Annotated in this window: 24 protein-coding genes and 2 pseudogenes; 2 read left to right on the top strand and 24 right to left on the bottom strand. The window is 36.9% G+C overall.

What is annotated here, in order from left to right; genetic code table 11:
• Window positions 1–3 precede the first annotated feature (3 nt).
• A complete protein-coding gene (locus LKD42_RS15420) occupies window positions 4–189 on the top strand; it encodes a hypothetical protein (RefSeq protein WP_248835754.1) in 186 nt (61 codons plus the stop codon).
• Window positions 190–320: 131 nt separating this feature from the next.
• Here the strand turns inward: LKD42_RS15420 and srtB are convergent, their stop codons facing one another.
• The 10 genes and pseudogenes from srtB to LKD42_RS11285 form a co-directional block, all read right to left on the bottom strand.
• Window positions 321–1,115: a class B sortase gene (gene srtB, locus LKD42_RS11330; protein WP_248835747.1), complete on the bottom strand. Its 795-nt coding sequence runs from the start codon at window positions 1,113–1,115 to the stop codon at window positions 321–323.
• Window positions 1,112–2,731: an LCP family glycopolymer transferase gene (locus LKD42_RS11325; protein WP_248835746.1), complete on the bottom strand. Its 1,620-nt coding sequence runs from the start codon at window positions 2,729–2,731 to the stop codon at window positions 1,112–1,114. Before LKD42_RS11325 ends, srtB begins: the two co-directional genes overlap by 4 nt.
• A 4-nt stretch (window positions 2,732–2,735) precedes the next feature.
• A complete protein-coding gene (locus LKD42_RS11320) occupies window positions 2,736–3,257 on the bottom strand; it encodes an immunoglobulin-like domain-containing protein (protein WP_248835745.1) in 522 nt (173 codons plus the stop codon).
• Between the two features lie 14 nt (window positions 3,258–3,271).
• Window positions 3,272–4,810 (bottom strand): polysaccharide biosynthesis tyrosine autokinase, encoded by a 1,539-nt coding sequence (locus LKD42_RS11315; protein ID WP_248835744.1) that lies wholly within the window; start codon window positions 4,808–4,810, stop codon window positions 3,272–3,274.
• A complete protein-coding gene (locus LKD42_RS11310; RefSeq protein WP_248835743.1) occupies window positions 4,752–6,173 on the bottom strand; it encodes a polysaccharide biosynthesis tyrosine autokinase in 1,422 nt (473 codons plus the stop codon). The genes LKD42_RS11315 and LKD42_RS11310 overlap by 59 nt, the downstream gene beginning before the upstream one ends.
• Before the next feature lie 10 nt (window positions 6,174–6,183).
• Window positions 6,184–7,101 carry a bacterial Ig-like domain-containing protein gene (locus LKD42_RS11305; RefSeq protein ID WP_248835742.1) on the bottom strand — a complete coding sequence of 306 codons (918 nt, stop codon included), beginning with the start codon at window positions 7,099–7,101 and terminating at the stop codon, window positions 6,184–6,186.
• A 15-nt stretch (window positions 7,102–7,116) separates the two neighbouring features.
• Window positions 7,117–7,836, bottom strand: a complete 720-nt coding sequence (locus LKD42_RS11300) for a tyrosine-protein phosphatase (protein ID WP_248835741.1) — start codon at window positions 7,834–7,836, stop codon at window positions 7,117–7,119.
• A gap of 64 nt (window positions 7,837–7,900) precedes the next feature.
• On the bottom strand, window positions 7,901–8,356 hold the full coding sequence (locus LKD42_RS11295; RefSeq protein ID WP_248835740.1) for a VanZ family protein: 456 nt from the start codon (window positions 8,354–8,356) through the stop codon (window positions 7,901–7,903).
• Between the two features lie 16 nt (window positions 8,357–8,372).
• A complete protein-coding gene (locus tag LKD42_RS11290) occupies window positions 8,373–8,657 on the bottom strand; it encodes a hypothetical protein (protein WP_248835739.1) in 285 nt (94 codons plus the stop codon).
• A gap of 53 nt (window positions 8,658–8,710) precedes the next feature.
• Window positions 8,711–8,932: pseudogene (locus tag LKD42_RS11285) on the bottom strand (transposase domain-containing protein); the annotation flags it as partial.
• Between LKD42_RS11285 and LKD42_RS11280 the strand changes: the two are divergent.
• Window positions 8,923–9,108: pseudogene (locus LKD42_RS11280) on the top strand (transposase domain-containing protein); the annotation flags it as partial. The pseudogenes LKD42_RS11285 and LKD42_RS11280 overlap by 10 nt on opposite strands.
• Window positions 9,109–9,351: 243 nt before the next feature.
• Here LKD42_RS11280 and LKD42_RS11275 read toward each other — a convergent pair.
• From LKD42_RS11275 to ltrA, 14 genes are all read right to left on the bottom strand, one after another.
• Window positions 9,352–9,876, bottom strand: a complete 525-nt coding sequence (locus LKD42_RS11275; protein ID WP_248835738.1) for a hypothetical protein — start codon at window positions 9,874–9,876, stop codon at window positions 9,352–9,354.
• Between the two features lie 8 nt (window positions 9,877–9,884).
• The gene (locus LKD42_RS11270; RefSeq protein ID WP_248835737.1) at window positions 9,885–10,301 is read right to left on the bottom strand and encodes a glycosyltransferase family 2 protein; all 417 of its coding nucleotides are present in this window, start codon (window positions 10,299–10,301) and stop codon (window positions 9,885–9,887) included.
• A gap of 31 nt (window positions 10,302–10,332) precedes the next feature.
• Window positions 10,333–11,829 carry a lipopolysaccharide biosynthesis protein gene (locus tag LKD42_RS11265; RefSeq protein WP_248835736.1) on the bottom strand — a complete coding sequence of 499 codons (1,497 nt, stop codon included), beginning with the start codon at window positions 11,827–11,829 and terminating at the stop codon, window positions 10,333–10,335.
• Between the two features lies 1 nt (window position 11,830).
• Complete coding sequence (locus LKD42_RS11260; RefSeq protein WP_248835735.1) at window positions 11,831–12,736, bottom strand: glycosyltransferase; 906 nt, start codon at window positions 12,734–12,736, stop codon at window positions 11,831–11,833.
• Window positions 12,737–13,267, bottom strand: coding sequence for an acyltransferase (locus LKD42_RS11255; protein WP_248835734.1), 531 nt, complete (start codon window positions 13,265–13,267; stop codon window positions 12,737–12,739).
• Window position 13,268: 1 nt separating this feature from the next.
• Complete coding sequence (locus LKD42_RS11250; protein WP_248835733.1) at window positions 13,269–13,838, bottom strand: acyltransferase; 570 nt, start codon at window positions 13,836–13,838, stop codon at window positions 13,269–13,271.
• A gap of 11 nt (window positions 13,839–13,849) precedes the next feature.
• Window positions 13,850–15,010, bottom strand: coding sequence for a CDP-glycerol glycerophosphotransferase family protein (locus LKD42_RS11245; RefSeq protein WP_248835732.1), 1,161 nt, complete (start codon window positions 15,008–15,010; stop codon window positions 13,850–13,852).
• Between the two features lie 5 nt (window positions 15,011–15,015).
• Window positions 15,016–16,053 (bottom strand): glycosyltransferase family 2 protein, encoded by a 1,038-nt coding sequence (locus LKD42_RS11240; protein ID WP_248835731.1) that lies wholly within the window; start codon window positions 16,051–16,053, stop codon window positions 15,016–15,018.
• Entirely contained in the window at window positions 16,041–16,898 is an 858-nt protein-coding gene (locus LKD42_RS11235; protein ID WP_248835730.1) for a hypothetical protein, read from the bottom strand. The genes LKD42_RS11240 and LKD42_RS11235 overlap by 13 nt, the downstream gene beginning before the upstream one ends.
• Window positions 16,870–17,136, bottom strand: coding sequence for a glycosyltransferase family 2 protein (locus LKD42_RS11230; protein WP_248835729.1), 267 nt, complete (start codon window positions 17,134–17,136; stop codon window positions 16,870–16,872). The genes LKD42_RS11235 and LKD42_RS11230 overlap by 29 nt, the downstream gene beginning before the upstream one ends.
• An 85-nt stretch (window positions 17,137–17,221) precedes the next feature.
• Entirely contained in the window at window positions 17,222–17,764 is a 543-nt protein-coding gene (locus LKD42_RS11225) for an acyltransferase (protein ID WP_248835728.1), read from the bottom strand.
• Window positions 17,765–17,784: 20 nt separating this feature from the next.
• Entirely contained in the window at window positions 17,785–18,909 is a 1,125-nt protein-coding gene (locus LKD42_RS11220) for a glycosyltransferase (protein ID WP_248835727.1), read from the bottom strand.
• A 3-nt stretch (window positions 18,910–18,912) separates the two neighbouring features.
• Window positions 18,913–19,728, bottom strand: a complete 816-nt coding sequence (locus LKD42_RS11215) for a glycosyltransferase family 2 protein (protein WP_283095004.1) — start codon at window positions 19,726–19,728, stop codon at window positions 18,913–18,915.
• Between the two features lie 144 nt (window positions 19,729–19,872).
• The coding region (gene ltrA, locus LKD42_RS11210) for a group II intron reverse transcriptase/maturase (protein WP_248835725.1) at window positions 19,873–21,051 on the bottom strand (1,179 nt) is incomplete at its 5' end.

Here is a 21,051-nt window from a genome sequence, read left to right as displayed (position 1 = left end):
TCATTGCAAAATCCTGCCGAGGCATCTTTTGCACCTAACTATGATGCCTACGGATTGTTCCGTGCGTTGCACTCCCACAATCCGCCCCAGTATTCGCATATCGTGGGATTATCATCCCACTTTTATGCTCATATCGGGGCGGGTCCCAAGGTCTTTCATCCACCTATGAGCAAGCTCATGTGGAGTTAGACCTTTTGACCCTAGCATCATATGATGTTGGAGTCAAAAAAAGACCACATACCGTTTTGGTATATGGTCTTTTTTTGTTTTGTCCAACACGTCATCTGCGAATTGCTTCATTTCCAGGTAACGCTCTTCTTCTATTCGTGCTCTTCCTTAACCAGATATGCCTGCACCAAGTAGCGGTAATTCTTACCGGCCGCATGGCAGGTTGAGAGCGTCAAGATCTTGCTGTCCTTGTCCACCTTCGCCTTCGTGTCAATGGATGCATTCATATTTCGCTGCTCTAAAATATCTTTCAGATAAGTCTCCCTGCTTTCCTCATCTTTTCCCTGATTATAATACATCAACACATGACGGTTGTCCGTCAGATAGGCCGCAAAAATCCGATATTTCAAGATTGAATCCGGCGTGTAGATGGTCAGATCCTTATGATCTTTCAGGAATGTCTTATCCTCGTACTTGTGCAGACCTGCAAACATCGAACCGTCTTTCATGTTATGTCCGTAAAGCACCGTCAGATAATCATCAAAATCTTTGGCGGTTTCCTTTTCCGAATAAATCGCTCCGCTGTCACTTAAACTGGTATCCGCCGCATGGTTCAGATAGTACGTATTATCCGTGCTGTCCTGTACAACCGGATAGTCGATATCCGTTCCCGGTATCGTGATCCACGCATAAATGTCCGGATTTTCCTTCTGTAAGGTCTCAAAATCCACCGGAATGTCCAGCTTCTTCTTTTTTTCCTTTGTCTTGGACTGTTCCTTCGACTCCTGCGTATCGGTCTGTCGTTTCTCGGAATTCTGCTGCTGCATTTCTTCATAAGTCTGCCTGGCATGTTCTCTTTGTGTATAAATCCGCAAAACGACTGCCGTCAGGATCACTGCCGCAGCAAACGATATCACCGCGATCACCTTCCATGTTCTTTTTTTCACTTCGACTCACCTTCTGACTGTTCTTCGGTATAGAAGGTCTGAATGATCAGATCATAAAGTGCATCATCATCCACATAAACCTCATCATAGACACTGCCCTTCTTGGATTTCGCCTTCAAAGAAACAATGCCGTCGGCAGTAAAATGCATATCCATCGCCTCCGTTGCCAGATAAACCGAACGATCCAGGCTGAGATTTGTGACCATATCATCCGTAAGACTCTGATAAAGGCTGACCGGAAGTCCCATATCTGCTTTCATCGCCTTCACCGCCTGTCCCATAAAATTCACAAGGTACTGTTTCTGACGCTCCATACGGGAATTGTTGGAAAAATCCTTTTCCGTATCTCGATAACGTGTAAACTTCAACGCCTGATCTCCTGTCAGCGTCACCGCCGCCCCCTCTGCAAAGGACGGATCAACCTGCGTCATATCTTCCGGTACCGTCACCGTTACGCCGCCAACTGCATCGTTGATCATGGCAACCGCATTCATATTCAATGCCACATAGCCATTGATCGGCATTCCATAGAACAGGTTGGAGACAGCATCTACCATGTACTGACAGCTTGTCACCTTTCCATCCCCGAAGGAATACGCAAGTCCGAGATGATTCTTTGATTTTCCAAGATAATTCCCCTTATAATCAAACGTCTTGATCTGTGTCATGGTATCTCGCGAAATACTGATCATTTTGATCTCATCTTTGCTCTTATCCATAACCATCAGAAAAATGGTATCCGCCTGACCGCTCTCACCGGAAACATCATCCTTTTCTTCGATCGTATCACTCTCCTGATCAATGCCCATGACCAGCATCGTCACCAGATCGTGATTATAGCGGTAAGCCTTGCCATTGTACCAGATCACATCCGGGTCGGAAGAAACCTTTGCATCACTTCCGTCAGTGTTTTTTGAAATCATCTGATTTTCTGCCACACTGATGTTCTCATCCATATGTTCCTGTCCGGTCGTACGCAGTACATGATAAGCTCCGAACGCCGCCGTTTCCAGAAGCATCAACACGATCAGAATACTCAGCATCAGACGCATGGCATAAGAGAACGCACTTTTCCTGGAAAACGCATATTTCCAAACGATCACAAACACAATACCAATACCGGCACCGATCGTATGAAAGAGCAGATTCCCCAGATCAAAAACTCCCGTCTTTAAGACAAGCTGGAGTATTTCCACACAAAGTGCTAATGCAAACGATGCACCCATACTCTTCGCAGCCTGATACTTTCCTTTCATCAGAACCATGGTCAAAGCTCCAGGCAAAATAAAAGCGATCGTACCTGCTGCCACTTTTATCAGTGTTTCCATCATCCAGCTTCCTGTGAAGATCCCCATATCCACCGCAGAATCTCCGGATCTCTTTCCAAGAATGGTCACCGCCAGGATCAGCAGCACATAAATCGCAAACATCAGCCACACACAGATGGCCCTGCCACGCTTTCTCTTTTTTTCTCTCCAGGATGGTGTTACAAAAACGTACACAATAAGCAGAAGCAGAAAGCTTGCGGCTGCCGCCGCATATACCATGTCCGGCAGTACGCCAAGCGGAGTCGAAACTGCCTCCAGGCCTCTGCTGATACTCGTTAATACTCCCATAATCCTATCCTTTCACTACCAGTTCCAGCGTAACCGGAGCAGATACATTGCCATCACTGTCCATCGCCGTGTAAGTCAGCGTATAAGTGCCCGGTTCATCCGTGCTGTAGTCACCGTGGACCTCGATCTGACGGAACAGCGCAGAACGATCATCTGTATCATCCGTGATTTCAGATACCTGCGAAACCGCATCAAACGCATCGCCGACCTTGATCTCTATCTTTTTCTGCTTTAATTTCAGGACCGGCTTTGACGGATCTGCAGCGGCTGAAGTCCGGGTTTCTGTCTCTTTTGTTTTCGTTTCTTTTTCCGTTTCCGATGCCATCTCTGTATCAGAAGTTTCTGTCTTTGCAGTGCTTGCTTCTGTTTCTGTCTGAAGCTCATACCCGGCAACCAGCATCGTCTGCTGATCCTCACCCTGCATCTCCAGTTTCTTCCCGATTTCTTTATAAGAGGTCGCAGCCATCATCACAGCCACTGCTGCTGTCACAATCATTGCAACGGTCAGCCATCTTTTTCTTCTCATCTGTTATGCCTCCACTATAAGGAATCTTCCGTGTCCATATCGTCTTCTTTCACATCTACATATCTCTGATACTTGCCATATTTGCCGTAGCCATACTTTCCATATCCGTATTTTCCATATCCATATTTTCCGTAAGAAGCGAATCCTTTCTGACTTCTGTTGATCAGATAGCCAAGCAGTTTATCCTCCTGAATAAAAGATTCCATTCCTTTCTCAATCTGCGGAATTTCTGCCATGTCATGACGTACAACATAAAGTACACAATCTGCATATCCCGCCAGGATCGCAGCATCCGAAAACAGATATGCCGGCGGTGTATCGATGATCACATAGTCAAATTCTGATTTAAGAAAAGTCATAAGTTCTTCCATTCTGCTCTCATCCATCAGGCTGGATATATTGCCATGCACCTTTCCCCCCGGAATTACCGTCAGATCTCCTTTTTTCTGCAAAACCTCTTTAACCTTGGCATTTCCCTTCAGATACTCTGCAAGTCCCTTCTGTTCTTCCATTCCAAGCATCTCTGCAACGGATGGCTTTCTGAGGTCTCCATCGATCAGAACTGTCTTTTTCTCATGCTGCATAAATGCCAATGCCAAATTGACTGCCGTCATACTCTTTCCTTCCTGCGGAAGCGTACTGGAAACGAGCAGAACCTGTTTATGCTCCTGTTCCATCTGTTTCTCGATACGAAGCTGAGCCGCCTGCACAGACTGCTTAAATCCCCAGTCCACACGCTTGTTGGTCAGCAGAAGTTGCTGTTTCTTACTCTTTTCACGTTTCTTGACTGCAATCTCCGGTATCAGACTGATGCATCCTTTGGACGTGATCTTCTTCATATCACTTTCCTTGCGGACCGTCCTGATCAGCTGTGCATACAATGCTGCGATTGCCAGACACAAGATCACGCCAGCCAACACACCCTCCACCAGCTGCTTCATCGCTGAATAACCATTTACGGGATTTTCGCCTGCCAAAACCCGATCCACAACCTGTAATTCAATCGTACCATTGGATCCTGCCACCCATTCCGGATACATATTCTCCAGAAGATCCAGCAGCATATTGGCATTGTTATAATTGTTTGCTGTCACCGTAACAGAAAATAAGTTGGAGTTGTCTGTATATGCAGAGGATATCACATAATTCGGATTGACATTTTCTTCTTCCACATCTGCAAACAGGCGATCCTTAAAATCTCCCGTTTTCGTAACCACGCTGATACTGTTGCTCAGTCTCTGTGCAATGGAAGCATCTGTATCCGAATCTCCGGTCTTATTTACCGCATAAGTCACTTTTGCCTGATATTGTGGAACATACTGTCTGTTTCCATAAATAATAAAAACTGCAGTCACGATCACGATCAGCAATAAAAATTGCAGCCAGTACTTCTGAAAACACCGCAGTGCATCATCCATCATGCTGAAAAGATCAATTCCTTCCTGACCGGCACCATATTGCTGTCCTGTTCTCACTCTTTCTGCACGTACTTTATCACTTTCCTGCATGCTGTCCATCCTTTCCGTAAGCGTATCCGTAGTAATAGCTTCCATACTTATACTTGTGATAGCCGTTTCCCGCAATTTTCTCGCCTCTTGCCATATTCAGGACACCACCGACTACGACAGATCCTGCATCCTCCAGAATATCGATCACATCATTGACCGATGCTGCATGCACTTCATCCTGTTTCATGACCATAAAAACAGAGTCCGCATATCCGGCAATGATCTCCGCATCACGTACAATGCCGATTGGTGCCGTATCCAGGATCACATAGTCAAAACTTCCGGACAGTTCCTTCAGCATATGTTCAAATCGCTCCGAATCAAACCATTTTTCCGGCTCAGAGACTGCTTTTTTCTGCAAAATACAAAAGAACTTACGCTCGTCCTGACCATATTCAATCAAAACATCCTGAAGTGTACTCTCTTCTGTCAGATAATCATAGAGCTGTTTCTGATCTTTCATATCAATATCAAAAATCTTACAGACGGCAGATCTTCGCATATCACAGTCCACCAGAACTACTTTCTTACCACGCTGCACCAGATTCAGTACAAGGTTCGCTGCTGCCGTAGATTTTCCGTCATTCTCTTTCAGACTGCTCACCATCAGCACTTTATAATGATTTTCGTGCATCTTTCTGCGAAGCTTTGTGACGATCTTGTCCACAGCTTCCGCATACTGCGAAGAAGTCCTTGGATCTGTGATCAGAATCGACTTCTGTTCCTGTTTTTTCTTTACAAACGGTAACGCTCCAAAGACATCCATATCCAGCAACTTCTGTGCCTGTTCGACACTATGTACTTTGTCAGTGAAAACTGCCATTGCTCCAACCAGACCACATCCTGCAATCAGCACTAGAAGTGCCACCTTCAGTGCACTGACCGGTGCATCTGCATGATTGACCGTAATCCCATTTCCTTCAAAACTTCCAATCTTCTTCAGCAGATATCCCGTCTGAAAATATCCGGAAAGTTTCGGATAATTGTCAATACCGGCTTTCAGCAGGCGGCATGCACTCTCCGCCGAACTGCTCGTCGCACTCATGACAATGATGTTGGTGCTTCCGGCTGCATATGCCGAAAGATTTCCCTTCAGCTTATTCGCATCCTTTTCCTTTTTTATCTGCTCTTTCATCATATCACTGTTCAGGGCACTGACGCATCGGGATACCGCTGAACTGATCCCATTTGAATTGAATTTTGTGCTCGCATTGTCTCTTGGGATCACATAGAGATTGACACTTGCCGTGTAAGTATCCTTCTTATAATGATCCAGAAAAATATAAGAAAACACGCCTGCCAGACATGCAAACATCAGAATAAAGAGTGCATTTCTCATCAGGCAGCGACTTATGTATTTCACATCATACGGCTGTGTATTTGCATTTTGATAATGTTCCTGATTCATCTGTCCCCTCCTACTCAACGACCACGATCAGATTTGCATTGCAGTCGTATCCTGTCTCCTCCGATGTATAATGATAATTTACCGTATAAACTCCGGCCTTTTCCGTATCAACCTTCGAAGTGATTTCAATATTATCCATGGAAATCTGCTTATTTGCCGTACTCTGCTGTTCGCTCTCCGAAGTCCCCTCCACAGATGAAGTTATTCCTGAAACTGCAAAGGTTTCTCCTCCCTCTTCGATATGATCCAGATAAGCACTTGCATCCAGCTGTTCGCCCTTTTCCATGTATACAATATACTGATTCAACAGGATCTGCGGACGCTGATTTCGCTCATCGTATCCATCCTCATAGATTTCCACACTGATCGGCAGCGTCGTCGTATAACCAACACTGTTCGTCACACTGACACTGCATTCATAAATCCCCTTCTTCGGCTCTCCTTCCAGAACTTCCTTATCACCATCCAAAGTAATAAATGGTGTGACATCCCCATCAATACAGTCGTCCGCCGTAAAATAAGACAACAGATCAATCTCCTGATTTTCCGGAAAACGCAATGCCTGTTCAAAGGAAAAATGTGCCTGACGATAGTCAGAATAATGAAGTGTCCTTGTAAGTGATGCCATATTGCTTGATTTATCAAAGGCCACATAAGTAATCAGGAAATCACTGTCCGTGCCTTCCTTCTTTTTGATACTGTCGATCAGTATGCTGTCCGATACGTCCCCGTCCTTCTGATCAAATGCCGTCACGCCGGAGATCAGCTTCTTCTCATCCGCTTTAATGCTTGCTGAAAACTTCTCCGCATCCGCACTGAGAACCGGCGGTTCCATATCCTTTTGCTTCTGTGCATTTGAATAATAAACACAGCCTCCAACCAGGGAAAGAACACAAACTGCCCCTGCCAAGACCTTTCTTTTGTCCATAATCGCTGTACTCCTTTATGTAGTGAGAATCGGCATCCCGTTTAATATGCGGCTCGGATTCTCCGACAGCCACATACGAATCAGCTTTTTCGGATATCGCCTCTCAAGGTATGCCACCAGCCTGTTCATCGATGGGGTACGATACTCAAAGTCATGTGCATCCGAAGCCAGCACACTGACAATCCCATCATCCAGAAACTGTTCTGCAAGATTTCTGCATCTTCTTCCAAACTGCCCAAGAACGCTCCCTTTATTTACCTGAAGTGCACAGCCCTGTTCCGCCAGAAAGTAGGCAAACTCAGGATCTCTCTGCACAAAAAGATAACGTTCCGGGTGTGCTAAAATTATATTATACCTTCTCGTCTGCAAATCGGCAACATATTTATACACTTTTTCGACATTTTCTTCAAAATCAAACTCCACCAGGACATATCTTGTCCCATTTAACGTCAGAAGCTCCCCCAGATCCAGCAGATCTGCGGCCTTCTCATCCATAAAAATCTCCATACCTGAATAAAGCTTCACCGGAATCTCTTTATCACGCAGTTCCGCCTGAAACCTCTCAAAATTTTCCCTGTATTCCTCTAACGTATAATCATAATAATTCCCGTGACTGGTCGCAGCCATATGAAACACTCCGCTGCGTGCAGCCAGATCCGCCATCCGCACCGAAGTCTCCAAATCAAAAGCCCCGTCATCCAGGTGCGGGAGAATGTGTGTATGTAAATCGACCATGAAACACCTCTGCTTTCTCTTGACTTCAAAATAATTCCACCATTATACTATCTGCAACAGCTTTTCACAAGCAATGCTTTCTTTTTTGAAAAGCTATACCGCCTATCCAGGCTCCCAGCGTATTGCAGATCACATCCGTCACCTGTGCCATGCCTGTCCCGGCCGCATACTGCCAGCTCTCGATTACAATTGCCAGAACCAGAGCCAGCCAGATCCGATGCCAGCCTATCAGCTCCCCGAGCGTAAGTCCCAGTGGAAAGTATAAAAAGACATTCATCAGTAACTCCCGAAAGAACTCATCCGAATAAGGTGCCATCACCACAAACTGATGCACACCGGAAGGTGTTCTCCCCAGCACCGTGAACTTAAGGATCAGAAAAAACGATACCCCTGCTCCAAACAAATTTAAAATCTTCCAGATGTCGATTCTTATATACCTTGCTAAAATCCGCCAGAGGATAAGCAAAAATAACATAATCAGAAAGATTCGGTGATAATTCCATGCATAAACATTTACCATTTATCCAATAACCCCCTCAACAATCTTTTCCTTTTATTTTTCTCTTTGAAATTCCGATATCTTGATAATACCCATTACAATTCTCTGCCAGATAATCCGCCAGATAAAGTCGTTCCTTAAACTGCCATGGCAGATTATGATCTCCAAAAAGCTCCTGCATCTTTTCCAGTTCTTCACAAGCCCTGTTCTCTTCCTCTTCCGGACCGCCGCCATACATATCAAACTCTTCAATGATCTCAGACGCCACCTGCCAGCAGTTGTTAATCTGCTCCTCCACAATCTTAATTTCTGCTTTATTCATATGGATTGTCCTCACTTTATCGTAAACGCGAAATAGCGAGTACCTTGACATTTTTAGGCGGCTGCTTTGCGGATCCCTGCCGGAAGTTTTTCTGACCAGGGCAGAAGATCTTCCTGAAAAGAACAATCCTTATCATTCATGTGTTTCGGAATCTCTTCCAAGAGATGCTGCACATAATCAAAAGGTTTCAGATTATTGGCTTTTGCAGTTTCTACAATACTGTAAATGATTGCAGAAGACTTGGCACCATGGATTGTATCGATCATCTGCCAGTTCTAAAGGAGCCACCGCTAGTGCTATTGTGTATACAATGGTTGAGATGACAAAAGCGAATGATCTGAATATCTATAAATATCTGACATATCTCTTATCACAACGGCCAAACGATAAAATGTCAGATGAACAGCTGGCCCCATGGAGCGAGACTGCAAAAGCGAACTGTCAAAACTAAAATAAAGTAAAACGCTTGCATCTATCATTTTAGTGCAAGCGTAATTTACGAGTAACGTAGCAATATTTTGCACTTACGCATGAAATGCTTGGAGGTATAACCCTATAAGTATCATTGCCGCCTGAACTCAGGCGGCCGCCCTGCAAGGGCGGATAACAGAAAGTTCATCAATCTGATGACAATTCATATGAGCAAGTCAGTGACAGCTCATGAGGTCAGTAACAATTATACAAATGGTAAAAATCATCGCAATTCAAAATATTTTTTAATATAAATTACTTTCGTTTTCCAATAAATTTCAGGATTTCTTAATACGCTTTGCCATGATTTTTGTATATATTCGTTAAATTTCTTTTTACTATAATTATAATAATTATTCGTCTTATCTTTTTCTAATCGCATGATAAAAGAATATGCTGAATCTACAAATTCTTTCTCAGCAAGGTTAAAAATTTTTTTATCATATGTTAATGTCAATGTTAAAGCTTGCTTTTTTGCTTCAAGAACTAGTGCAACTTTATCTTTTCTTTTTCTAGTTGCACTATCAGAACGTACAAAAATATGATACAACGGCTCATCGTAAAAATAAATTTCTTCTGTTTCCATATTTAACAGATATTGAAGAAGAAACAAAAAATCTTCTCCTATAAATATTTTTTCATTAAATTCATTTTTAATTTGAGATTTAACAAAAATTTTATTAACTACATTTCCGCCCATAGGTCTTGGCATATCAAAATAATGTAACAGAACATAAAATCTATCCATCTTTCTCTTTAACTCGTTTGCATTATGCCCCCAAGATTTCCCCAATTCATCAAATGCGTCCCAATTGCTGAATGATATCCCCCCCCACTCCTCATAGGTGGTAACAGTTTTTCATAAGTATCCTCTTCTATATAATCATCTGGATCAACAAAGGCTACATATTTTCCCCTTGCTCTGGAAAGACCGACATTTCTTGCTGCACTTACTCCTTTATTATCTTGAAAAATATTAATAATCCTGTTATCTAATATTTCATATTTTTTCATAATGACATCCGATTTATCTGGTGATCCATCATTTACAAGAATTAATTCAAAATCAGTAAATGTCTGTGCAAGAATACTCTTAATACATTTTTCCAAATAATTTTCTACATTATATATAGGTACGATTATTGATAATTCTGGCATATTTTCCCCTTTCATCTGTTCAAAAATTATTTCTATTACAGCCTCTCTATCTTTTAAACATTTTTTTAAACATATTCAACATAATCCTAGATGTTTTTAATTCAAATATCGAATCTATTATCAAAAATGTTGGAATTACTGTAACACAAAGAATTATTCCATATATAATCAAGCTCAAATAATTTGTGCAAACAAATTCTATTTTGTTGGCAATACTAATAATTCCTATAAATATCAATATATTAATTCCCCATCTTTTATATGTAATAAATGGCGAACGCTCCATTAATCTTGCAGCATATATAATCACATCATTAGTTCGATATAACAAAGCCGCAATCGTTCCTAATAAAACACCGTATATTCCAAACTTATACGTTAAAATAAGAGAAACACTCAAATTTATAACTGCTTCTGCAACTGCACGCCATTTAGTTTTTTCAAAATGCTGTGCAATATTAATCACAACTTGCGATGATTTTCTTCCATTCGCCATTAAGTAAAATACGATAAATAATAATGCAACATATTCATCTGTATAATTAATATCAGATACTCCCCTTGTATATACCTTTAAAAATGGAAGAATTAATATATAAGTGATACAAAAAAGTGCAAATGTTGTAGACATATTATATATTTCATAAATATTATGATATTTTTCAAATTTTTTCTTATCTTGATAAGACTGTCCTAATACATATAAAAAACTGTCTGACAATGTAACGGTTACTGATTTTACCATACCAAAAATCATAGCATACATAGAATAAACACTAACTGTTTTTAAAGAAGTGAATATTGTTAAAATAATTACATCTGTATTATTGAAAATTAATTCTGTTATTTGGTGCACTAGCACTGCATTTTTCTGTGATATTGCATCAAAATCAGGTAAAACTTTTAAATCTAACCATTTATAATTTCTACGAATGTATATGGTCATAATAATCATTTGCAAAAGATTAAATATAAAATAAATCAACTGAATCAATACAACGTTACCACCAGCAATCAAAACAAAAGCCTTGGATAAACTAACTCCTACAGTTGCTATCGTTGCTATATTAGTTGCAATATATCCCTTTCCTTCGGCAGCCAAAAGAATTTTATATTTTCCCTGAAAAAAATAACTCATTACCCCTGACAAGCCAGAAATAATAACAACTAAAAAAATATATATTCTAGAAATCGTTGACTGTACTACTAATGCATATCCTATTGATAAAATAATGACTATTCCTAAATATATATATCCTGTTCTCTTATAAAAATAATGGGTTGCAGACATTATTGAATTAATTTCTGCTTTATTATCTTCGCCAATTGGCTTATATAATGCTTGCAATGTTGCTGTACCTACTCCCGCTTCCAACAAACTCATATATGTTAAAATAGAGCTTACAGAGTTTAACAGACCATTAGCTTCTGACCCTAAATTAGTTAAAACAAGTCTCGGAATGATAATCCCTAATCCTATTGTAATTATTTGTGCAGCAAGCCCCCAAATAATATTTTTTACTCCTTTTGTTTTGCTTGCCATCTTATTCTCCTCGTATTATCCATCGTTTCAATCTATGTAATTGTAACTTAATAATCAACAACATAATAAACATATTCATTGCTAATTTGAGTACCGAAACTTTCAATTTTGTACACTGATTATATTCCTTTTCATAATATAATCTAGATTTCATAATTAACTTCCAAGTATTTATTATATCATATGATTTTTTTATTGAAACACTATGTGCATGTATAAATTCCAAATCTGCCCGTACAGCCATTTTCATGTGATTGTCTTTTAATTTTTTTCCTAATATTCTTTCTTCACAAAATAAAAATGTATTTTCATCCAAATAATCTACTTTCTGAATTATCTCTGTTTTTATAACAAAAAAGCAGCCAACTATCAATTCTGTTTTTAGCATTGTTTTAGCATCATCGTAATATTCTAATTCATTTTTCGAAATAGTACTACTCATATTTGAATTAAAGCATGCCAGCAAGTCATCCTTAAACAATGGTAATCTTTGTGTTTTTACTGATCCTTCGCCCTTTAAATTCTTTTCAACGGGTGCTACCATTACAATGTCTGGTAATTTTTCAAATGAATCCAATAATTTTTCAACAGTTTCTTCATTAATAATGATATCTGGGTTAGCAATTGCTATATAATCCGGATTATATTCCTTTATTGCAAACTTAATCCCATAATTATTTCCATATGAATAACCTCCATTTTTTTCACTCTGAATAACTTTTGTAAAAATTGCATTTTTATATTTATTTTTTAAAACAGTAAATGAGCTGTCCGTAGATCTATTGTCTACAACTACAACATTGAGATTAAATTTCTGACATTTCCAACTTTCCAAAGAATCAGCCAACTTCATTGTTGTATCTGCATCATTATAATTTAAAATAATAAAACTGATTTTCCTTTTCACTTACGCATTCACCTTTACCCATGTATTTTTGTTAAAATCCCATATTTTTATTACCTTCGCAGGATTTCCTGCAGCAATCGAATATTTGGGAATTTTATTTTTTACTACACTGCCCGCTCCTATAATGCTATGTTCACCTATATATGCACCTGTAAGAATTGAAGTGTTTTGTCCAATCCATACACCATCTTCTATTACAATGTTATCTGTCTCTTCTTCAGCTTTTCCTATATACACATTAGGTTCAATCAATACATCATCACCTATCTGTATACATGTATTACATTCAATACACAATCTAGATGTAGATTGGAAATTATTGCCAATCGTCAATTTCCCTTTTTCACCTACAAAAATATCTGTCTCTTTTCCACACCAACTATGATTGCCTATTCTAATTTTTTCCGCTCCACTAATAGTACAATAATCTCCATAGCCATAGCTGCCAAACCCAGATGCCCCTATACTCAAAAATGACCTTTTAAATTTCTCTCTCTTTAATTTAATTATTATACTTTGAATAATCCCCATTCTAAACTTTTTCCCATTCACATGTTAATTTATTATATTTTTTTATAACCTTTGCAGGATTTCCTGCTGCCATTGAATATTCAGGAATATCATGCGTTACAATGCTCCCCGCACCTATAACACTATGCTTTCCTATTATTACATTTGGCAAAATACAAACGCCTCTTCCGATCCAGGCTCCGTCATCCACTCTTACCATTCCAACGATTAATGGTTGACTTGAATATCCTCCTGAAATTGTCGGATTCATTCCATGATTGTGATCCGTAATCATCACATCAGGCGCTATAAGTACATCATTACCAATTTGAATATCTCCCGCACATGTTATTCTGCAACGCGAAGTAATTCTTACATGATTACCAATTTTCAAACTCGATTCAAGACATTGTCCCAGATGTGAATTATATGCTATAAATTCGCACGCTTGTCCGAATGAACATTCTGCTCCTATTTCTATATTTTCTTTTCCAATAAAAGTACATGTTTTATTAGCATCACTCGACAATTCAAATTTTTTAAATTCTCTTACAAATTTTTCCTTCTTTATTCGATTAATAATTTTTCCCATTAACATGCTCATTATGATAACCTTTCCTCAATTGCTTGATAAACTCTTTCACAATTTTTATCATCATAAATACGATAAAATTCTCTCATTTTATTATAAAATTGAGGTTCCATTTGAAAATTTAACTTCAAACTCTTTTTTATTTCATCTACCACCTCTTTTTTCTCATAAGCAACAGGTCCAAATCCATTCCTTTCTGCACTAAAAAAACTATTCTCATATTGTTTTTGATAGAATTCCTTTTGATCAAATTGATAGTAAATAACAGGCTTGTTCATATAAGCAAAATCAAAATGCACACTTGAATAATCTGTTATTAGTAATGCTGCAGTTTTCAATAAATTTTGTATATCATATTCTCTGTCATCATATGCTATCTGTATATTTTTATTATTTGTTTTAAAATAATTCACATACTTTCTCATTTCATTATGTAAATAAAATATTAATTTTATATCATTGTTTTCCAAAAAATCACTTAATTCATCATCATTCAACAATTCTTGGTAATGAATAAAATATTGAGTATCCATAAAATACACTGAACTGTTCTGTGCAATATATGCCCTCCATGTTGGCATTAAGACAATCAGTTTATAATCAACTTTTTTATCTTTCCAATTATCTAATCTTGGAAATCCCGTATATGCCACTTCATCCTCTGAATATCCGTAATTTTCTATAATATTTTCATATTCTGGCTTTCCACTACAAATATATAAATTAATATCAGTATATTTTTTCAGACAAAACTCTGATATACCATATGAAACACCATGCGGAATAAAAACATCCTTAAAATTTAATATTCTTTTTGTCCTTCTTGAAATTCCAATTGCATCATTAGGACAACAGCCATTTACATGTGCACTAATATGTATTTTCGATTTACAGTAATATAAATAGTGTTTCCAGCTATCGAATTGAATAACATTTCCATACTGTTTTATTTTATTATAATCATCTGCTTTTTTATCTATTAAATAATAAACTTCTTTTTTAGGGTATTGACAACGCATGTATTTGAAAAAGCAATAGCCATTATCTCTCGCCTGTGTTGGTCTTTCCGATATTAGCCAAATATCTCTTTTGTCTTTCTTAGCCACCACTAACGCTAATAAATACTTTAAAGACATTATTACTTTTTTCAAACTAATACTCTTCATCTTCATTTACGTTATCCTCTAGTACTTTCAACCATATTATCTACAACATCATATTTTTTATCTATTCCTGTTACTTTCGCATAAATCCAATGCACCAAACTGTATGACCATGGCCATATACTCACCCATACACTTTGAATTTTTTGCTTTTTTGAATAGTTCTCTTTTAAAATTTCATGCAACATCTTTCGCAACGATTCTTTTGCACTTTTTTTGTAAGGTATTATCCACCTATTTTCATTACAAACCGACAATGTTGCCACATTTACTAATTGGGCAATTAATCGTTCTTTTAAAATTTTTTGTAATTCAATTTTTCCTTCTGTCTCATGTATTAATATTTCAAGTACCCGTCTCGGATCTCGAACTTTATTTTCATTTAATGTTGCTGTAGCTGCTGATCCTTTCCTTACTATATAATGATATGGGCAGAAATCTTCATAAATTGACTTTTTTGCTTTTTTAAACAAATAATAATTCATAAGCAAATCTTCATTATTCTTTATTGATAAATCCATAATTTTTGAGTTTACAAATTGTTTAACAATATCTCTTTTATAAATTTTATTGCATAATCCCGGTTCTATAATTCTTCCTGTCAACAATTCCTTAATTCCTTTATAGTTATCAAACACACACTTTTTTCCTGAATTATAATAATAATCTACTCTATCAGGAAATACCATTTGATAACCACAATGAGATATATCAGCTTCATTCTTAATTGCATTAATTATTAAATGTTCAAACATCTCTGGCTCAACATAATCATCTCCGTCAACAAAACCAATCCATTCTCCAGTAGCTGCTTCTATTCCTGTTATACGTGCTTTCGTAACTCCTTCATTATTTTTGTTAATAACTTGAATCCTTGAATCCTTTTTTGCAAGTTCTCCAATAATTTCTTCACTTTTATCTCTAGACCCATCATTAACAATAATAATCTCCAAATTTTTATATGTTTGATTACAAATACTATTAACTGTATTTTCTATATACTTTTCCAAGTTATAAATCGGCACAATTACAGATAATTTTATTTGTTCCATTTATCCACCACCTGTATATATTCCTTAGGTATAACTACTTTATAGTTCTTTTTATCATTTATTTTTCTCACAAATTCAAATCTTTTTAACTTATTTTTCCAATGCTCTCGCATTCCAAGCTTATATTGTTTTTTTATAAATTCATTCTTGTGGAAACAATACTCACTTATCTCTAGCCTTCTATTGTCTGATAATACAATATTTTCATAATTCTCCAGAAAATCTCGGCAAAAGTATTCATCGATTATCTTTTCAGCTACATTTTCATCAATTCCTCGCTGATAAAGCATCTCCACACCTTCTATCGCATACACACAAATCATATGTTTTACAACCTTTATCGTATCTATATCATCAGAATGCAATTCCTTATGCCATTCTAAAAGTCCTTTCCAAGAATTTAATAAGGGTCCGTATAATTCTTCTACTTTTTGCTTTCTATGAGTTTCAGATAAATAATTATTTCTATATAAAAACATTACTCTGTCAATAAATCGAATTTTATTAGCTAAATATAATGCTTTTTGTAAAAAAATAACCTCTTCATGTCTTGTTAATGCATACTTTATGTCATCATCAATCAAGAATTTTCTTCTATAAAACATGCTTGAGTGATGATTGCAACACTCTTGAGCTATTTTGCCCCCCCACACAACAGTTTCTTCTCTCATTCTAATTAAATTTCCTCTTGAAAAATCACTATTAGAATTATAAAACGAAAAACCTATCACATCCTCTCCTGTCAAAACTTCCTCAGCAACTTCTTCTGTAAGAAAGCCTTTTACCCATACATCATCCTGATCTAAAAAAGCAATATTATTTCCCCCTTGCCTCTGTAATTCCATAATTTCTAGTGGCACCTATTCCTTCATTTTCTTTATAAAAATATCTAACTCTGTTATCTTTCTCTGCAAGACATTCACAACATTTTCGTCCACTTGATCCATCATTAATCAATAGAATTTCCAGATTCTTGTACGGTTGATTTAAAACGGATTCGACTGCTTGAACAATATATTTTTCTCCATTATAAAAAGGAATCACAACACTGATTAATTCTTTATTATTATCATTTTCTCCCATTTCTTTTATCCCTTTATGTTTTATTAAAATGCCGTATATTTATAACATTTTTTCTTCATAACACATCATCTATTACCATGGAGTGTTACACAATATACCCTTTTTTCTCTTCTAATTCTTTTTTTTGTGTCATTCGCTTTTCCATAGACACATTTTTTCTTAAAGTAAACTCTTCTCCATAGCACTTTGCATTAGACATATAATTTTTTTCTTTTTCTAAATATTCTTGTAAATCATATATCTTCTTTGCAGGTGATCCAGCCACAACCGAATTATCAGGAATATTATGCGTAACTGTACTATTCGCCCCTATCACAACATCATTTCCAATTGTGACTCCTGGCAAAATTACAGTATCAGCTCCAATAAATACATTATTTCCAATCGTAACACGTCCAATTTTAGTATAACCTAAAAACTGCTTTGTACTTGCATCATGGCACAATACATGCACTCTTGGAGCCATTGTTACATTATCACCAATTTCAATCAACCAACAATGAGATGGATCCAAAATAACTCCATTTAGTCTACCGAAGTTTTTTCCAACCTGCATACCCATTTTTATTAACTTTTCTGTAGTATATTCACCTCTTAAGCGATATACAATTTCCTTTATCCAATTCACATTCTTTATCCTTTAATTATCTATTTTATTAATAATTTTTCAAAATAATTTTCAACTGCGTTTACTGTATTTTCTGTCGAAAACAAGCTACTTCTAATTTTTGCTTGTTTCTTATAGTATTCTAATTTTTCTGAACTTTCTAATAATGTTTTTATATTCTCGAATAAAGATTCTTCCGACATCTCTGTTATAATTCCATACTCATTATTTTCACCTAACATTTCCTTCATTCCTGCAACAGGAGTTGTTACTACAGCACATTCTGTAATAAGAGCCTCTGTCGCTGCTGTAGAAAATCCTTCTGCAATTGAAGAGCAAACAAATATATCCATTCTATTTAAATATTTATATGGATTTGTCTGATAACCTAAAAAAGTAAATGTTTCACTGACAGAGTTGTCTTTTAAATATTGTTCTATAGAATCTTTTTCATCTCCAACTCCTAAAATATATGTATGAATCTTAAATCCTTCTTCTACCAGTTTTTTATGGATATGTGCTAATTTCATAAATCCTTTATTTTTTACGATTTTACCTACACCACAAATTCGTATTACAGATTTATCATACAATTCTTCCTCTACTACTTCTTCTTTTAATTTTAGTATTTGATTAGTTTCATTTGTATTATATAGAACATCCAATTTTCTTATATTTGGATAAATTTTTTCAAAATCGCTTTTCACTGAACCAGAAACAGCAACAATTTTGTCAAATTTATCATAACATTTTTGCGATTCTTTATATGATCTAAAAGCTTTTGTAGCAATTTCTTTTGTATGCTGTTCTACATGAATCCAACAGATTAGTTTCGTATTTTTATTAGTACAACCACTAATTATCCTTGCAGTAGATCCTTCCAAATACGATATTTCTATATCATATTTCTCTTTTATATACTTTTTATGTAATTGTTCCGGCGTTAAAATTTTCATTAGCTTACTGTTTCCAGGAATAGTTTTCATGTATATAATCTGGTAATGAATATGTGCCTTTAAAAACTGTTCATTAACTCCTCCACCAAACAAAGAAATTAGCGTTATATCATATTTTGATGTATCCATATTATTCACCAAATTAACCAATACCTTTTCCGCACCGCCAACCGATAAATCATGAATCATAAATAAAATCTTTTTTTTCATACGTCACCTGCTTTTGATATTTATATATCCTGTTAACATAATGCCAAATGGAATTGCACATACTAATATTATTTTATGTGATGTATATTTAAACGATTTTAATAAATTCCCAGATAAAATACAACTAGACACTAAATGAATCGAATGTTTAAATTTAAATTTAAAACTAGTATCAGGAAAACTTAAATATAATTTTCGAATTTCTGCAAAACTGTTAGGACTATTTCTATATTGTTTCAAAATAGAAGCACTCATTCCTGTATCTTGATACTCAACAAATCTTAAGTTTTCATTCATAACTAAGAAATCATATTCTTTACTAATTTGTAAATGCATATAATGCGGATTAAAATTCTTTTCTCCCTTAAAAACTTTCATCGGAGCATACCTTTTATACAACGCAGTTCTTACTACATTTGTCCTGTCTCCATTATTTATAGAATATTTACCTACCATTAAATCTATAAGATTAATACTTTTTTGAGTGGGTAATTTATCCCCTATTATTCTCCCATTTGTATAATAATCCAAGCCCACAATACCTGCGTATTTTTCTGATCCATATTTATCCCAAAAATTCAATATTTTTTCAATTGCATCTTTCGGCATATAATCATCTGAATCTATACATACGCATAATGGAGTATTTATATGTTCTATTGCCATATTGTACGCAGTATGTAATCCACCATTTTTCTTCGTATAATAAACAAATTCAAACGTATTACGTTCCATCTCCCATTTTTTTAAAACTTCCAGTGTATTATCCGTTGATCCGTCATCAATAACCATCCAAACAAAATTCTGATTGTCTTCCAGCTTTCTCCTTGGTCTGGAAACTGGCTTTTCATTCGCTTAGTTCCTTCTGTGCAAAAAACGTGTCACAAATCTAATCGAGTAGGAGGCGGTGACTAACCGCCGTCCTCTCACACCACCGTGCGTACCGTTCGGTACACGGCGGTTTCAATAGTTGACGTGCACAGACTGATAGGCTGTGGCTAAATCATAGAAGCCACTGTTTATCAGTCTTTCTTTTGTCATGGCTTTCTTAACTGTTGTCAGATTCGCACAATACCAGTGTCCTCTTCGGCAGTTTGCTGCCATGTTCGCATAGTATTCGTGTACTCCCATCTTTATCAGATTTCTTTTCTTTGTTCTTGGAAGTTTCCACTGTTTCCATATACACATACGTATTCTGTGGTAGAGCCATCCGTTGATGTCATCTATGTTGTTCTTCATACTTGCAATTCCGTAGTAGTTAAGCCATCCCCTCGCATACACCTTGATTTTCTCAAGGCTTGGCTTGATTGACTGACATCGCTTACGGGAAGATAACTCCTTCAGTCCAGACTTAAACTTCTTCCATGACTTCGGATGAACTCGGACATAAATGCCTTTTCCGTTCCTTCCCAATGCAAAGCCAAGGAATTTAAAATTTCGGATTGCAAATACACTGACCGTACGACTCTTTTCTCGGTTGACTGTAAGTTTCAGCCTCTCTTCAAGATATTTTGTACTGCTTTCCAAGAGTCTCTCTGATGCCCGCTTGCTCTTTGCAAGAAGCACAATGTCATCTGCATATCTTATGCATGGAACGCCTCTTTTCAAGAATTCCTGGTCGAACTCATTGAGGTAGACATTTGCCAGCAATGGTGATAGATTTCCACCTTGTGGTGAGCCTTCCTCTGTGTCAATGACTACTCCGTTCTCCATTACACCGCTTTTCAGATAGCGCTTTATCAACTGTACTACACGTTCATCTTTTACATTCTTTCGGAGAAGATTGATGAGAATTTCGTGATTAAGAGTATCGAAGTACTTTGACAAGTCAAGGACTACAGCAAATGTATAGCCTTGTTCGGCATACTCCTTGACCTTAAGTATTGCGTCTTTTGCACTTCTGTTCGGACGATAGCCATAGCTACCCTCTGCAAACAGCGGTTCATAGATTGGCACTAACTGTTGGGTTATTGCCTGTTGAAGTGTACAGTCTACCACTGTTGGTATGCCAAGCTTTCGCACACCACCATCTGGTTTTGGAATCTCAACTCGTCTTACTGGAGATGGAGTATACTTTCCACGATAAATGCGGTCGGTTATCTCTTGTTGATGCTCCTTTAGATATGGAAGAGCCTCTTCAAT

It is taken from the genome of Hominisplanchenecus faecis, assembly GCF_020687205.1.
Lineage (GTDB): Bacteria > Bacillota > Clostridia > Lachnospirales > Lachnospiraceae > Hominisplanchenecus > Hominisplanchenecus faecis.
The sequence above is the reverse complement of the archived record's forward strand: the minus strand, read 5'-3'. Positions and strand labels throughout refer to the sequence as shown.